Below are 14,565 nucleotides of genomic sequence, written 5' to 3'. Positions count from 1 at the left end.
GTTTGGAAACAAACAGAATGCTATCGCTGCATAGTTGAACAGTGATGTTCAGCAGTGTTCAGCGTAAATGTATCAGCACGGCATTCACACTTTGGTGTACAGTCCCCTCTGCCGAGGTCTGCTGAGCGGACGGATGACGCCACAAACCACCTTCCCTTCAGGGGATATGCGAGCCGGGATCGACCCCAAGTTTGTTGAACCGCGCTACTCCCAGTACCTAAAGGCGGCAGAGGCATTGAGCCGGTTTGCTCAGGATCGCTATGGCAAGACCTTGGCTCAGTTGGCGGTGCGCTGGCTGCTGGATCAACCAGGGGTGAGTGTGGCGCTGTGGGGGGCACGCAAGCCCTATCATCTGGAGGCAATATCCGGCCTTTGGGGCTGGTCGTTGGATGCGGAAGCGATGCAGACCATCGAGGATATTTTGCAAAGGTATGTTCCCGAGTCCATTCCCCCCAGCTTTATGTCCCCGCCTGCCCGCGCTGCCTAGTTGTTGCTTTCTGTTCCCTTGCCGTTTGCGTTAGCGGTGGGGAGCACTTTGTCGCCGGGATCCCAGTCCTACGATTGAGTTTGGCAAAAAATGGGATGTAGAGCCCTGTCCTACCGCTACATAACTGGCCAGTAGGGCGAGGGGGCTGTTAACCACGGGAGAACAAAGATGGCCATCCCAGATGCATTCGCGTCAGCAGTGCGGAGCACTTTGACCCATAAAGCAGACAGGCCAAGGGATCCGGCTGACCAGAATGGGCCCACAGCGCCTTCTCAGGAGGGATCCCTGATTCTCCACGTGGGGGGCATGAGTTGTGCCGGCTGCGTTCGCACCGTTGAGCAGGCCCTGCTGAGACAGCCGGGGGTGGTTAAGGCCAGCGTTAACCTGGTTACCGAGTCGGCCCTTGTGGAGTTTGCCCCTGGGATCCGGCCCGACCCAGAGCACCTGGCCCAGATTTTGACAGAGGCAGGGTTTCCCAGCCGCTACAGTTCAGAGGGTGAGGCCCTCTCCGGCGGGAGTTCCGTTCGCGTCAGCGGTGCGGAGCCCTATCAAGACCAAACTTCCCCTGCCGCTGGGCGGGAAGATGCCGCGGATCCCCTCTCTCGGCAGCGACAGCAGACCCGACACCACATTCGCCAAGCGCTCACCGCCGCTTTTTTGCTGCTGATTTCTGCCGCCGGACACTTGGATCTCTTCGCCCGTCTGGGCTTGCCCCTCCTTAATGATGTCTGGCTGCACTGGGGCTTGGCGACCTTGACTTTTGTCGGCCCGGCTCGCGGCATTGTCCTGGATGGTTGGAGAGGGGCGCGGCGGCTGGCCCCCAACATGAACACCTTGGTTACCTTGGGATCCGGATCGGCCTACCTGGCCAGTCTGGCGGGGTTGTTGGCCCCTCAGGTGGGCTGGGAGTGCTTTTTCGACGAGCCCGTCATGATGCTCAGCTTCATCCTGTTGGGACGGGCCTTGGAACAGCACAGCCGCCTGCGGGCGGCCAGCAGCCTGCAATCGCTGGTGAGCTTGTGTCCCAGTTTGGCTCGGCGGGTTCAGCCTGCAGAGAAGGCGGGATCTCTGGCTTCCAGCCCAGAGGGGAACCTGGATCTGGGATCCCAAACCGGAGAATGGTGCCCTGTCGAACAGGTGCGAGTGGGGGATTGGCTCCAGGTGCGGGCCGGCGAACAGATCCCGGTGGATGGAGAAGTCATTGCCGGCCAGGCCACGGTCAACGAGGGGATGCTGACAGGGGAACCCTTGCCGGTGCTGAAACAAGCGGGGGATCCCGTGGTGGCGGGAACGCTGAACCAATCGGGGTTGCTGCTGTGCCGGGCGACGCGCACCGGGAAAGACACCACCTTGGCCCAGGTCATTCGCCTGGTGGAAGAGGCCCAAGCTCGCAAGGCCCCCATCCAAGGGATAGCCGACCAGGTGGCGGGCTACTTCACCTATGGGGTGGTCACGCTGGCCATTCTCACCTTTGGGTTCTGGTACTGGGTTGGGATCCCACTCTGGGGGAGCGACGGTGCGGAGCACTTTGTCCTGGAGGGGTTCAGCCTGCACTCCCATCTGCATCTGAGCGACCATCCCCCTCACCCCACACCTCTGCTCAGCAGCCTCAAGATGGCCATTGCCGTTTTGGTGGTGGCCTGCCCCTGTGCTTTGGGGTTGGCTACGCCGATGGCCATCCTGGTGGGTACTGGCTTGGGAGCCGAGCGGGGTTTGCTCATCCGAGGGGGAGATGTTCTGGAGAAAGCCCATCGCTTGCAAACGGTGGTCTTCGACAAAACCGGCACCCTCACCCAAGGGGATCCCCACCTGACGGACTGTCTCAGCCTTGACCCCTCCCTAGATTCCAATCGCCTGCTCCAACTGGCGGCCACAGTGGAAAGCGGCACTCGCCATCCGCTGGCGCAAGCCATTTTGCAAGCCGCCCGCACCCAGGGTTTGCCGTTGCTCTCCGCCGGCGAGTTTCAAACCCAACCGGGGATAGGAGTCGCCGCCCAAGTGGAAGGGCAGGAAGTGGTGTTGGGATCCCTGGATGGGCTGGCTGCTTTGGGGATCCCAATTTCCCCAGAGGCGCAGGCCCAGGCCGAGGCGCTACTGGCAGCCGGCAAAACGGTGGTGGGCGTGGCTGTAGAGGGATCCCTGGTGGGGCTGCTGGCAGCACAGGATCCCTTGCGGCCTGATGCGCAGGCAACACTGCGACAACTGCAAAAGATGGGCTTGCAGGTGATGCTGCTTACTGGCGATCGGGCTGAGGTGGCCAAGCAGGTAGCCGAAGCTCTGCAAGTGCCCGGGATCCGCGTTATCGCCGAGGTTCACCCGGCAGACAAAGCTCAAGTCATCCGCGACCTGCAGACCCAAGGCCAGAGAGTTGCCATGGTGGGAGATGGCATTAACGACGCTCCGGCTTTGGCCCAAGCCGATGTGGGCATCGCCCTGCACTCAGCCACTGATGCGGCCTTAGAAACCGCCGATATCATCCTCATGCGCAACCGCCTCTGGGATGTGGTGGAAGCTATCCGCCTCAGCCGCGCCACCTTCCGCAAGATCCAGCAAAATCTCCTCTGGGCTGTCGGCTACAACCTGGTAGGGATCCCGGTGGCAGCAGGCGTGCTCCTACCCCCCTTTGGCATTGGGCTTAGCCCGGCAATCGCTGGGGGTCTCATGGCCTTGAGTTCCCTCAGTGTAATCCTCAATTCACTCCTTTTGAGGCGAACTTTTGTACCCCGTAGATCTTCGAGTAGCCGCAGCTAAAAAAGTGTTAAAAATTACGAATGACTAAGTATCGATCGTTAAGTCTTCCGAGGTTTTACCGAGCTTCTGACACAATTTCCGCTGCGTCCAAGCCAAAAATTCGGCAACTTCGATTACATTTGATTAAAAAGATTAATCCGCTTTAACTTTTGAGGATTTGGTTGTAAGATTAGGCCGAAACCAAGCTGTAAGCGCATCTTCTGGTTTCTTGCTTAGCAAAGCAAAAACCGTGAAAATACTGGGAAAGCGCATCTTGCAGCGGTGAAGGGAGCAAAAGTATGGCGATGCTTGGAGATCTTCAGGAATTTTCCTTATGCGACCTGTTGCATTTAATGGAAAAGGGTAAGAAAGCAGGGCAATTATCCATCTGGGCACCCAATGGCATTCAGCGGATTTGGTTTTACCAAGGTCGGGTGGTCGCCGCCCTCACCCCTGAAGAAAAGCATCGTTTGGAAAGCCTGCTGACGCGCTTTGGCTTGGTGGACGAGCAGGTGGTCAGCCAGTTGGTCGCTAGGGGCTTGGAGGAGCCTCTGGGGCGTTGCCTGCAGCGGCAAGGGTTGATCTCGCCCGTAGATTTGGCCAAGCTCTTTCGCCATCAACTGCAAACCGGCCTCTACAGCCTCTTCGCCCTCGAATCCGGCCAGTTCAGCTTCCTGCCCAACGTGCCCATGCCCTACCGAGAAATGACCGGCCTGAGCAAAGGCGCCACCGCTGCCGTCCTGGAAGCCCTGCAGCAGCTCAAGCTGGAGCAACGCCCCGAAAAAGACCTGCCCGAGCCTGATAGCTGCTTTTGGCGTACCAGCACCGAACTGCCTCTGTTCAAACTTTCTGCGCTGGAGTGGGGGATCCTGGAGCAGGTGTCGCCTTCCCGCAAGCTGACGGCTTTGGCTCAAGCACTGGGGGCAGACCTGCTGGAGGTGCGCTATGCCTGTGCCCGTCTGGCCAAGCTGGGGTTGATCAGCCCTTGTGAGGGGCCAACGGTTCTGGCTCGGTCTGGTCACTGGGAGCTGTCCAAGTCGATTGCTGAGGAGGTGAATCCCGAGCCGGTGAGGGAGAGGCTGGGGGCAAGGGTGCCTGGTCTCCAGGATGAGGGCGGCCCCGTCAAGCCTTCTCTGGTCAGTCGATTAGCCACCCTCCTCAAGGGCATGCGCGAAAAATAAAAGCATAGGGATATTTGCAGTCATGTTTTCGGTTTTCGGGTAAAACCATTAGAAACAGTGAATCAGCAGGGAGATATAGGATGGCTAATCTGTCCTCTTTGCAGGCGATCCTCCAGAGCTATGTTGCCAACACACCGGAAGTCCAGGGAGCAGCAGTGGTCACCCCCGACGGGCTACCTTTAGCTTCCACACTGCCTGTGGGTATGGATGAAGAGAGAACCTCTGCTATGTCGGCTGCCATGCTTTCTTTGGGCGAACGGATTGGGAGAGAGCTAGGGCGCGGAGTCATAGAGAGGGTTTTTGTACAGGGAGAAAAAGGATACGGGGTTTTAACCAGTTGTGGCCCTGATGCCGTCTTGCTGACGATCGCCAGCCATGAAGTCAAGCAAGGCTTGCTTTTTTTGGAAATTAAGCGAGTCGCAGCAAGCATTGCAGAGGCAATGAAGTAAGAAAACCGGACGCGGAATCTAATTTTGTTTTTGATTTTGTCCTGATGTTGAGGAAACTATGGCCATTAAACCTTCGGAGCTGCTCCAAGTCCTGATCTCGCGCACGCAATTCACAGATGAAGACAGGAAGATTTTGCAGCAAAGTGCCGACTGGGGCAGCAGCATTGCTGTAGAAATGGCGGATACCTTTTACAGCTACCTGGATCGCGATGCCGAGATGGCGGCAGTGATAGCCAAACACAACCGGCAGCGGCTGGGTCAAACCTTTGCCGAATGGTTCAAGGAAATGTTTACGGGCATGGATAACTGGGGGCCACAATACGCTGAGCGGCGTCGGAAGATCGGCATAGTCCACGTGCGCGTTGGCATTGGCCCTCAACACGTGGTTCCGGCCATGGCTACGGTTGTGCAGGAGGTGAGTCGGCGGCTGGTCAAAGAAGGCAAGCCCGAGCAACTGCGCATGAGCCTAAGCAAAGTTTGCATGATCGATCTCTGCTTTATTGAGCAGGCCTATTTTGAGGTGACCTATAATGCTGTGCAACAGGAAACAGGCATGAGCGAGGCCTTGTTTAAGCGCTTGATCAGGATTGAGTAGGCCCGTCTGCGCTGGGGGTTTACGGCTGAGGCTAACCATGAGCAATATTCTCCGCATTGTTGTAACAGGGCCGGTGGGAGCTGGAAAGTCTACCTTTATTCGCACGATTAGCGAGATTGAGGTGGTGGACACCGATTGCAAAGCAACCGACGAGGTGGCAGAGCTGAAGAAAACCACGACGGTAAGCATGGACTTCGGCCGCTTGAGAATTGGAGAGGAGGAAGAAGAGATGTGGCTGCATCTCTACGGCACTCCCGGCCAGTCTCGCTTTAACTTTATGTGGGATATTTTAATTAAGCGCGCCCACGGCTATGTTCTTCTGGTGCCTGCGCACCTGCCGGGCCAGTTTCGCAATGCCCAAGCCATTCAATCTTTTATGAAGGCCAGGACGAGCGCCCCCTGCGTGATTGGGATCACCCACGTCGATCAACCCAATGCCTGGGATCCAGAAGACATTTTGTTAATTTTGGGGAATCAGGACGGTTCAGTTCCGCACACCACTTTGAATGCCCAGGAGCCGGCTTCTGTTGCCAACACGTTTGCTATGTCGGCTGCCATGCTTTCTTTGGGCGAACGGATTGGGAGAGAGCTAGGGCGCGGAGTCATAGAGAGGGTTTTTGTACAGGGAGAAAAAGGATACGGGGTTTTAACCAGTTGTGGCCCTGATGCCGTCTTGCTGACGATCGCCAGCCATGAAGTCAAGCAAGGCTTGCTTTTTTTGGAAATTAAGCGAGTCGCAGCAAGCATTGCAGAGGCAATGAAGTAAGAAAACCGGACGCGGAATCTAATTTTGTTTTTGATTTTGTCCTGATGTTGAGGAAACTATGGCCATTAAACCTTCGGAGCTGCTCCAAGTCCTGATCTCGCGCACGCAATTCACAGATGAAGACAGGAAGATTTTGCAGCAAAGTGCCGACTGGGGCAGCAGCATTGCTGTAGAAATGGCGGATACCTTTTACAGCTACCTGGATCGCGATGCCGAGATGGCGGCAGTGATAGCCAAACACAACCGGCAGCGGCTGGGTCAAACCTTTGCCGAATGGTTCAAGGAAATGTTTACGGGCATGGATAACTGGGGGCCACAATACGCTGAGCGGCGTCGGAAGATCGGCATAGTCCACGTGCGCGTTGGCATTGGCCCTCAACACGTGGTTCCGGCCATGGCTACGGTTGTGCAGGAGGTGAGTCGGCGGCTGGTCAAAGAAGGCAAGCCCGAGCAACTGCGCATGAGCCTAAGCAAAGTTTGCATGATCGATCTCTGCTTTATTGAGCAGGCCTATTTTGAGGTGACCTATAATGCTGTGCAACAGGAAACAGGCATGAGCGAGGCCTTGTTTAAGCGCTTGATCAGGATTGAGTAGGCCCGTCTGCGCTGGGGGTTTACGGCTGAGGCTAACCATGAGCAATATTCTCCGCATTGTTGTAACAGGGCCGGTGGGAGCTGGAAAGTCTACCTTTATTCGCACGATTAGCGAGATTGAGGTGGTGGACACCGATTGCAAAGCAACCGACGAGGTGGCAGAGCTGAAGAAAACCACGACGGTAAGCATGGACTTCGGCCGCTTGAGAATTGGAGAGGAGGAAGAAGAGATGTGGCTGCATCTCTACGGCACTCCCGGCCAGTCTCGCTTTAACTTTATGTGGGATATTTTAATTAAGCGCGCCCACGGCTATGTTCTTCTGGTGCCTGCGCACCTGCCGGGCCAGTTTCGCAATGCCCAAGCCATTCAATCTTTTATGAAGGCCAGGACGAGCGCCCCCTGCGTGATTGGGATCACCCACGTCGATCAACCCAATGCCTGGGATCCAGAAGACATTTTGTTAATTTTGGGGAATCAGGACGGTTCAGTTCCGCACACCACTTTGAATGCCCAGGAGCCGGCTTCTGTTGCCAACACGTTGCTTCTGTTGGTTGAGCAAATGATGCCCCAGGTGGTTGTTTGAACAGATTTTCAGGTATCCAGCAGGCTACAGCTTTTTTTAGCAACATCGACCCCAGCCAACACAGGCGTATCTTTTGTGGGACAGGGATCCCTCCCGTGAAGCCGAAAAACGGGAGATTGGATTCGGTGGAGATTTGCCGCATAATGAAATGTCCTGAGTGATCTTTCTTGCCAGCCATTGAACCAAGGGGATCCCTGCTGTGTTGCTTCTTGACTGCTCTCCCCTGACCCTTTCCCCAGAAGAAGCGCGGGAGAAACTGTTGTATCTCCTGGCCCAACTGGCTTACCGAGAAGGCTCCTTTACCCTCACTTCTGGACAGAAGAGCCCCCACTACATCAACTGCAAGCCGGTCACCCTTCACCCCCAGGGGGCTTATTGGGTGGGATCCCTGCTACACCGGCTGTTGCCTCCCGAAACCGAAGCAGTGGCTGGGATGACGCTGGGGGCAGATCCCCTGGTGACGGCGGTGAGTTTGGCCTCCCTGAGGGCTGAGCCTGCCAACCTAGCCGCCCTAATCGTGCGCAAAGAGCCCAAGGGGCACGGCACGCAAGCCTGGATCGAGGGGCCGGAGTTGCCGGCAGGCAGTCGGGTGTGGATCCTGGAAGATGTGGTGACCACCGGCAGTTCTGCTTTGAAGGCTGTCGAACGGGTGCGGGCAGCCGGCTACCGGGCGGAAGGGATCCTGGCTTTGGTGGATCGGCTGGAAGGGGCAGAAGACCGCTGCCGAGAAGCAGGGATCGCCTTTCGTCGCCTATTCACCCTTCCAGAAGTGCAGGCTTGCCATCGGGCCTTGACCTCAGGAAAATCAAAGGACTAGCCTGCCCCCTTGGTGAGCATCAAAGCTTTGGAGAGCGGACATGCTGCCCCCTGCCTACTCAGCTCTGCCCAGCCGAAATCTGCCGAGCCTACCGCATCGGGCGCGGGTGGCTGTGTACGTGGTGATGAACATCGAGCACTTCACTTTTGGCAAGCTGGGCACAGCCATTCAACCCCATCTCACCAGCTCCCCTGAGATCGCCAACTATGGCTGGCGGGACTACGGCAATCGGGTGGGCATTTGGCGCTTGTTTGAGCTGTTTGCCGAGCTGGGGATCCCGGTAACTGCCGCCCTGAACGCGGAAATGGTGGAGCTTTACCCCCCCATCATTGAAGGGATCCGCCAATACGGCTGGTCGGTGTTGGCCCACGGCTGGAACAACTCTACCGGCCACAGCGGCCTGGCCCGTGACGTCGAACAGGAGCTCATTGAGCGCAGTTTGTCCCTTTTGGAAAAGGTGTCGGGATCCCGCCCTTGGGGCTGGCTGACGCCGGGGTTTTCCGTTAGCGAGAACACCTTTGACCTGCTCAAGGCTGCCGGGATCCGCTACACCACCGACTGGGTAAACGACGACCAACCCTACTGGCTGCAGACTGCCGCCGGCCCTCTCTTGGGGATCCCCTACACTCTAGAGGCCAACGACATCAGCCTTTGTCTGAGCGCCCGCCTGCCGGCAGAAGCCTTTGCCCAAGCCCTCATCGACCAGTTTGATCAACTGTGGCAAGATGGGGAACGCTCCCCCCGCGTCATGGCCATCGGCCTACATCCTTTCATTGTCGGGCAGCCTCTGCGGATGGGATCCCTGAAAAAAGCCTTGCAGCACATCCAATCTCGCCCTCACACTTGGCTCACCACCGGCGATGGTCTCTACAACTGGTACGCCCAAGCCTGCCCTGCCCCCGAGGTGGCCTGACGGGATCCCCTGACCGGAGAGGATGGCTCGTCTTGGCCTTGGATCCTGTTCAGTTTTTAACTTTGTTTTGACTTTGTCTTGTCCGGAGCTGTCCAGCGTGGCTTCGGAAGTGACAGCATAGGCGGTGAAACCACCTAAGGCAAAAGGGCTTAGCCATGCGCATGGGCAGACTCAGCGGGATCCTCTTGCACCCCACCTCGCTACCGGGGCCATTTGGCATCGGCGACCTGGGGCCGGCTGCTTACCGGTTTGTGGATTTTCTGGTGGAGAGCGGCCAGCGCCTCTGGCAGGTGCTGCCTCTGGGACCTACCGGCTGGGGCAACTCCCCCTACATGAGCTTTTCCTCCATTGCCGGCAACCCGCTTCTCATCAGCCCGGAGCTATTGGTGGGGGCCGGTTGGCTAGAGCCCGACAGTTGGCAGGATCTGCCCCAATGGCCGGCCATCCAGGCGGGAGATAGGGGCCGGGTGGACTACGAAACCGTGATCCCCTTCAAGCTGGGCCTGTTGCACCGCGCCTGGGCTACCTTCAAAGAAAAAGCTTCCGGCCCCGATTGGGAAGCTTTCCAAGCCTATTGCGCTGCCGAGGCCGACTGGCTGCCGGACTATGCCCTGTTCATGGCCCTCAAGGATGTGTACGGCGAGCAAGAGTGGAACCAATGGGATCCGGCCTTGGTGCGACGGGATCCGCCGGCTTTGCAAGAGGCTCGCGACCGCTATGCCGATGCCATTACCGAGCAGATGTTTTGGCAGTATCTGTTCGCCCAGCAGTGGGGATCCTTGAGGGAGTATGCCCATCGGCATCAAGTGCGGCTCATTGGGGATGTGCCCATCTACGTTGCCCCCAACAGTGCCGACGTGTGGGCCAACCGGGAGCTGTTTCACCTGGATGAACAGGGACGGCCTTTACAAGTAGCCGGTGTGCCGCCGGACTATTTCAGCCCCACCGGGCAGCGCTGGGGTAACCCCCTCTACAACTGGGAAGTGCTCAAGGCTCGCGGCTACGACTGGTGGATCCGGCGCATCCAGGCCATCCTCAAGCAGGTGGACTGTGTGCGCATCGACCACTTTCGCGGCTTCGAGAGCTACTGGGCCATTCCAGGCGATGCAGAAACGGCTGTGGAAGGGGAGTGGCAAAAAGGGCCGGGGGCAGATTTCTTTCAGACCCTGGCCGACAAGTTGGGGGAAATCCCGGTGATTGCCGAAGATCTGGGAGACATTACGCCGGAGGTGTTGCAACTGCGGGATCAATTTGGCTTGCCCGGCATGAAGGTGTTGCTCTTTGCCTTCGGCTCTGGGCCCGATAACCCCTATTTGCCCCATGCCTATGAGCGCAACTTTGTCGTTTACACCGGCACCCACGACAACAACACGGTGGTGGGTTGGTTTAATGACCCGGATCGCTCGGAGTGGGAAAAACAAAACCTGCTGCGCTATTTGGGCTGCCAGGGATCCGAGGGCATCCATTGGGATCTCATTCGCCTAGCCCTTTCTTCCGTAGCCGACCTGGCCATCATTCCCCTGCAAGATGTGATGGGCTTGGGGGCAGAGGCGCGCATGAACTTCCCCGGCACCACCGAGAACAACTGGGCCTGGCGCTACCGCGAGGACATGCTGCGGCAGGACATGATCCAGCGCCTGGCCGAGATGAGCGTGACCTATGGGCGCATCTCTCCTCAAGAGTTGGAGCAACGGCGAGCAGCCCTAGCCCAAGAACGGGCGGCAGGGTCTTCTCAAGCTGCCCCCAGCCTCGTCTAATGCTGGATCCCGCCCATCAGCAGCCCGATCCGCTCTTCGGTGGCCTCTTCAGGCCTGAGTTCTCCTACCAGGCGGCCCTCATGGATCACCAAAATGCGATCCGACAAGCTGATCACCTCATTCAAATCCGCCGATACCAGCAGCACCCCCATGCCCTGATCCCGTGCCTGCAGGATGCGGCGATGAATGGCCTCGATGGCCCCCACATCCACCCCCCGCGTCGGCTGGGCAGCCACCAGCACCTTGGATCCACAGGAAAGCTCCCGTCCCACAACGATCTTCTGGGCATTGCCCCCAGAATAGCGGCGGGCCGTCAGGGAAATGCTGCGGGGGCGAACGTCGAAGCTCTCCACCACCTGGCGGGCATGTTGGTCAATGGCCTCTTCCCGAAAAAATCCCAACCAGCCGGTATACGGCTTTTGATGGTGATCCCCCAGGATCAGGTTGTCGCGGGTGGGGAAATCCAGCACCAAACCTCTCACATTGCGATCTTCGGGGATATGACTCAGACCCCAGCAACGCACCTGTCGGGCCGAAGCAGACAGGGATCCGGCTCCATAGCGAATTTGGCCGCGGTAGCTTCTCAAGCCGGTGATCGCCTCCACCAATTCCGTTTGGCCGTTTCCCTCCACACCGGCAAGGCCCACAATCTCGCCGGCACGTACCTGGAAGCTCGCCCCCGCCACCGCCGGCTTCCGCCCCGGTATATCCACCCACAGATCTCGCACATCCAGCAACACCTCCCCAGGGGTAGCGGCCTTTTTTTCAACGGTCAGACTGACTTCCCGCCCCACCATCAGCCGCGCCAGTTCCTGGGCATCGGTTTGGGCAGTGGGCAACGTCGCCACCACCTTGCCATCCCGAATGACGGTGACGCGGTCGGCCAGTTGCATTACCTCCTTCAGCTTGTGGCTGATGAAAATGACAGCTCCCCCCCGCCGGGCAAAGCGGCGCAAAAACGCAAACAGCTCGCCTGCCTCCTGCGGAGTCAACACTGCCGTCGGCTCATCCAAAATCAAGATGCGGGCCTTGCGGTAGAGCATTTTCAAGATCTCCACCCGCTGCTGTAGGCCTACCGGCAGATCCTCCACTCTGGCGTCGGGATCCAGATGGAAGCCCATCTCGGCAATCAACTGAGCCACCTCAGCCCTGGCCCGACGGAAATCGACCTGAAAAAGATGGCCGGGTTCGGCCCCAAGAACCACGTTTTCCGTAACCGTCAAGGGATCCACCAACATAAAGTGTTGATGCACCATCCCAATTCCCAACCGAATGGCATCGGCGGGACTGTGAATTTTGGCCGGTTGCCCATCCACTTGAATGGATCCCTCGTCCGGGCTGACCAACCCATAGACGATCTTCATCAGGGTAGACTTGCCCGCCCCGTTCTCCCCCATCAGCGCCAGAATCTCTCCCCAACGCACCTCCAGATCGATGTGGTCGTTGGCCAGCACCAGAGGATAACGCTTGGTGATCCCCTGCAAGCGAAGGGCAATATCGCTGCGATGGGATCCCTCTGCCAAAGAAGGATCAGGCCCACTCATGAGGTGCTTCTTGAACGCCTTTTCCAGCATAGGTTGTGAACTGCCATGCCAGAGGAAAGCATTTCTGGGGGTATTGTGAGAGTCTCTCTTTTTCTAAGCACTATGGTCATTTCGATTCAAACTGGGACACTGCACCCACACCTAAAACGTTGGTCACGTCGTTACGTCGTCGCATCGTCGCGTCAGCGTTGCGGTTCCCGTCAGGGTGCCGTAGGCATAGCAATAGCGCTGCGGAGCAATAATGCACGGGGCCAGAAGGCTTTTTTCAATAGCCCAGGCGTCTTACCCTAGCCTGAAACAACTATGTCTAATAACTAATGGTGCAACATCCAAGGTCGCCCACAGGATTGGGAGCGATATTTTGGCGAGTTTGGATCAGAATTTGAGTGCTGTTCACGCTTGATCAGTTTGGGTTCTCTTCCCCCCTTTGAAATAGGCAAAGAGCTGGAAAGCTGAACCATGGGAACTGAAATGAGACGTTTCCCTTCCTGATTGCAAGAAGGACAATAGGCCGGATCTCGATATTGAGATAAGGGCCGCCATACCTCAAACTCCCCACAGGTTTGACACTTAAACTCATACAGCGGCATCTTCCTATTCCACCCCCTTGAACGAGGCATCGGATAACATTCACCTAGGGAGAATATCTATGTCGAAGATTTGCGTAGGAACAGCCACCGTACAGCAAGCATTGGGAATATCGACGATCCCACTCACTCTGCCCTCCACCGGTGCAGAACTGAGCAGCAGATAAGCTTGTTCTCCCGTAAAGCCGAATTTTTTCAGATATTCGATGGCATTTAAGCAGGCGCGTCGATAGGCAATGTGAACATCCATATAATGCTGCTTACCTGTAAGCTCGTCCACAGAAATGCCCTCAAACACAAGGTATTCCGAGTAACGTGGCTCAACAGGGCCGGGCTTAAAAATGGGGTTAACCAATCTGTACTTCTCAACACCACCCTTGATTAGATCGACGTGGAGATCGATGTAGCCCGACATCTCAATAGCGCCACAAAAAGAGATCTCCCCATCCCCTTGCGAGAAGTGAATATCTCCCATCGACAGCTTGGCACCCTCCACGTAAACCGGGAAGTAGATCCGTGTTCCTTTAGACAGGTTTTTAATATCGCAATTACCGCCGTGCTCTCGCGGGGGCACCGTCCGAGCCGCTTCAGCAGCAACCCGCTCATACTCTGACTTGGGCAAAGTTCCCAAAATTGCGTTCTTGGGATTGGGCAAGGCGGCCAGCACAGGCTGATTGCCGGATAGCCCCGCGCCGTAAGTGCGCAAATCGGGAGCCGAAGCGACCAGCTCAGCTTCCCGCTTATTCCAAGCCGCCAGCAACTCGTGAGATGGGGCACAGCCAATGAGGCCGGGGTGAATGATGCCGGCAAAGCGCACATGGGGAATGTGTCTGGAAGTGGTGTAAATGCCTTGAAAATCCCAGATGGCTTTGGCCGCGTTGGGAAAATGATCGGTGAGGAATCCCCCTCCATTTTCTTTGGCAAAAATACCTGTAAACCCCCACTCGTCTCCCGGCAGTGGCCCAATGTCTAACAGATCGACAACCAGGATATCTCCAGGCTGGGCGCCGTTAACCCAAATAGGCCCACTCAAAACATGGACAACGCTTAGGTCAACCTGCTCAATGTCGGAAGGATCATCGTTGTTTTTGATTTGCCCATCCGTCCAGTCTTTACACTCAATTCGGAATACCTCGCCAGGGTTTACAGAAACCACAGCGGGAATATCAGGATGCCAGCGGTTGTGACCCGGTAGATCCTGTTGATCCATTGGCTTAGTCAGGTCAACTTTAAACAGCGTTTTGGGCATGGGATCCTATCCTTGAGTCATCACTCTGCGGTCAGACTTTGAATGCACAAAAGCCTATCTCCAATAGAGAAGCTAATACTGTAGTAAAAGCTACAATTCATAGTGCTGTTATCTACAATCGCAGAGCGGGAGATGAGGAGCTTAGATCGACAGGCTATTTCACTGCAATTCAAAGTAACTATCAATCAATTCACCAAAGTAACGGCCAATCCATTCGGCGACAGATCGATTTAGCCGTCAGCTCCTAAAGCGTTGCAGGATCCTCTCCAGAAAATCCCTAGAGAACATGGTGGGTTGTCGGCCAAATCCTGA

The 14,565-nt window shown here is 56.9% G+C and carries 14 protein-coding genes; 11 read left to right on the top strand and 3 right to left on the bottom strand.

All coding sequences use genetic code 11. The annotated features are described in order from the left end of the window. The first annotated feature begins 67 nt into the window (after positions 1–67). The 11 genes from NW842_RS08625 to malQ all read left to right on the top strand — a co-directional run bounded on the left by NW842_RS08625 (position 68) and on the right by malQ (position 10,873). Complete coding sequence (locus NW842_RS08625; RefSeq protein WP_414374476.1) at positions 68–487, top strand: aldo/keto reductase; 420 nt, start codon at positions 68–70, stop codon at positions 485–487. 168 nt (positions 488–655) lie between these two features. Next, positions 656–3,238, top strand: coding sequence for a heavy metal translocating P-type ATPase (locus tag NW842_RS08620; protein WP_414417855.1), 2,583 nt, complete (start codon positions 656–658; stop codon positions 3,236–3,238). A 332-nt stretch (positions 3,239–3,570) separates the two neighbouring features. Continuing rightward, positions 3,571–4,398 carry a DUF4388 domain-containing protein gene (locus NW842_RS08615; protein ID WP_414417854.1) on the top strand — a complete coding sequence of 276 codons (828 nt, stop codon included), beginning with the start codon at positions 3,571–3,573 and terminating at the stop codon, positions 4,396–4,398. Positions 4,399–4,478: 80 nt separating this feature from the next. Further along, a complete protein-coding gene (locus NW842_RS08610; RefSeq protein ID WP_414417853.1) occupies positions 4,479–4,847 on the top strand; it encodes a roadblock/LC7 domain-containing protein in 369 nt (122 codons plus the stop codon). A 58-nt stretch (positions 4,848–4,905) separates the two neighbouring features. Beyond that, on the top strand, positions 4,906–5,442 hold the full coding sequence (locus NW842_RS08605) for a protoglobin domain-containing protein (protein WP_414388597.1): 537 nt from the start codon (positions 4,906–4,908) through the stop codon (positions 5,440–5,442). 37 nt (positions 5,443–5,479) lie between these two features. After that, positions 5,480–6,208 carry an ATP/GTP-binding protein gene (locus tag NW842_RS08600; RefSeq protein ID WP_414417852.1) on the top strand — a complete coding sequence of 243 codons (729 nt, stop codon included), beginning with the start codon at positions 5,480–5,482 and terminating at the stop codon, positions 6,206–6,208. 58 nt (positions 6,209–6,266) lie between these two features. Then, entirely contained in the window at positions 6,267–6,803 is a 537-nt protein-coding gene (locus NW842_RS08595) for a protoglobin domain-containing protein (RefSeq protein ID WP_414388597.1), read from the top strand. A gap of 37 nt (positions 6,804–6,840) precedes the next feature. Next, positions 6,841–7,386, top strand: coding sequence for a GTP-binding protein (locus NW842_RS08590; RefSeq protein ID WP_414399341.1), 546 nt, complete (start codon positions 6,841–6,843; stop codon positions 7,384–7,386). 199 nt (positions 7,387–7,585) lie between these two features. After that, the gene (gene pyrE, locus NW842_RS08585; protein WP_414414162.1) at positions 7,586–8,203 is read left to right on the top strand and encodes an orotate phosphoribosyltransferase; all 618 of its coding nucleotides are present in this window, start codon (positions 7,586–7,588) and stop codon (positions 8,201–8,203) included. A 40-nt stretch (positions 8,204–8,243) separates the two neighbouring features. Next, positions 8,244–9,116 (top strand): polysaccharide deacetylase family protein, encoded by an 873-nt coding sequence (locus tag NW842_RS08580; RefSeq protein ID WP_414417851.1) that lies wholly within the window; start codon positions 8,244–8,246, stop codon positions 9,114–9,116. Positions 9,117–9,271: 155 nt separating this feature from the next. Further along, a complete protein-coding gene (malQ, locus tag NW842_RS08575) occupies positions 9,272–10,873 on the top strand; it encodes a 4-alpha-glucanotransferase (protein ID WP_414417850.1) in 1,602 nt (533 codons plus the stop codon). Here the strand turns inward: malQ and NW842_RS08570 are convergent. The 3 genes from NW842_RS08570 to fmdA all read right to left on the bottom strand — a co-directional run bounded on the left by NW842_RS08570 (position 10,870) and on the right by fmdA (position 14,253). Next, positions 10,870–12,417, bottom strand: coding sequence for an ABC transporter ATP-binding protein (locus NW842_RS08570; RefSeq protein ID WP_414356688.1), 1,548 nt, complete (start codon positions 12,415–12,417; stop codon positions 10,870–10,872). The two genes, malQ and NW842_RS08570, sit on opposite strands and share 4 nt — an antisense overlap. A 314-nt stretch (positions 12,418–12,731) precedes the next feature. Further along, positions 12,732–13,007 carry an FmdB family zinc ribbon protein gene (locus NW842_RS08565; RefSeq protein ID WP_041438561.1) on the bottom strand — a complete coding sequence of 92 codons (276 nt, stop codon included), beginning with the start codon at positions 13,005–13,007 and terminating at the stop codon, positions 12,732–12,734. Between the two features lie 40 nt (positions 13,008–13,047). After that, the gene (fmdA, locus tag NW842_RS08560) at positions 13,048–14,253 is read right to left on the bottom strand and encodes a formamidase (protein ID WP_414356687.1); all 1,206 of its coding nucleotides are present in this window, start codon (positions 14,251–14,253) and stop codon (positions 13,048–13,050) included. Positions 14,254–14,565 lie beyond the last annotated feature (312 nt).

This window comes from Synechococcus sp. R55.4 (assembly GCF_047461935.1).
GTDB lineage: Bacteria > Cyanobacteriota > Cyanobacteriia > Thermostichales > Thermostichaceae > Thermostichus.
This window is presented reverse-complemented; position numbering and strand designations above follow the sequence as displayed.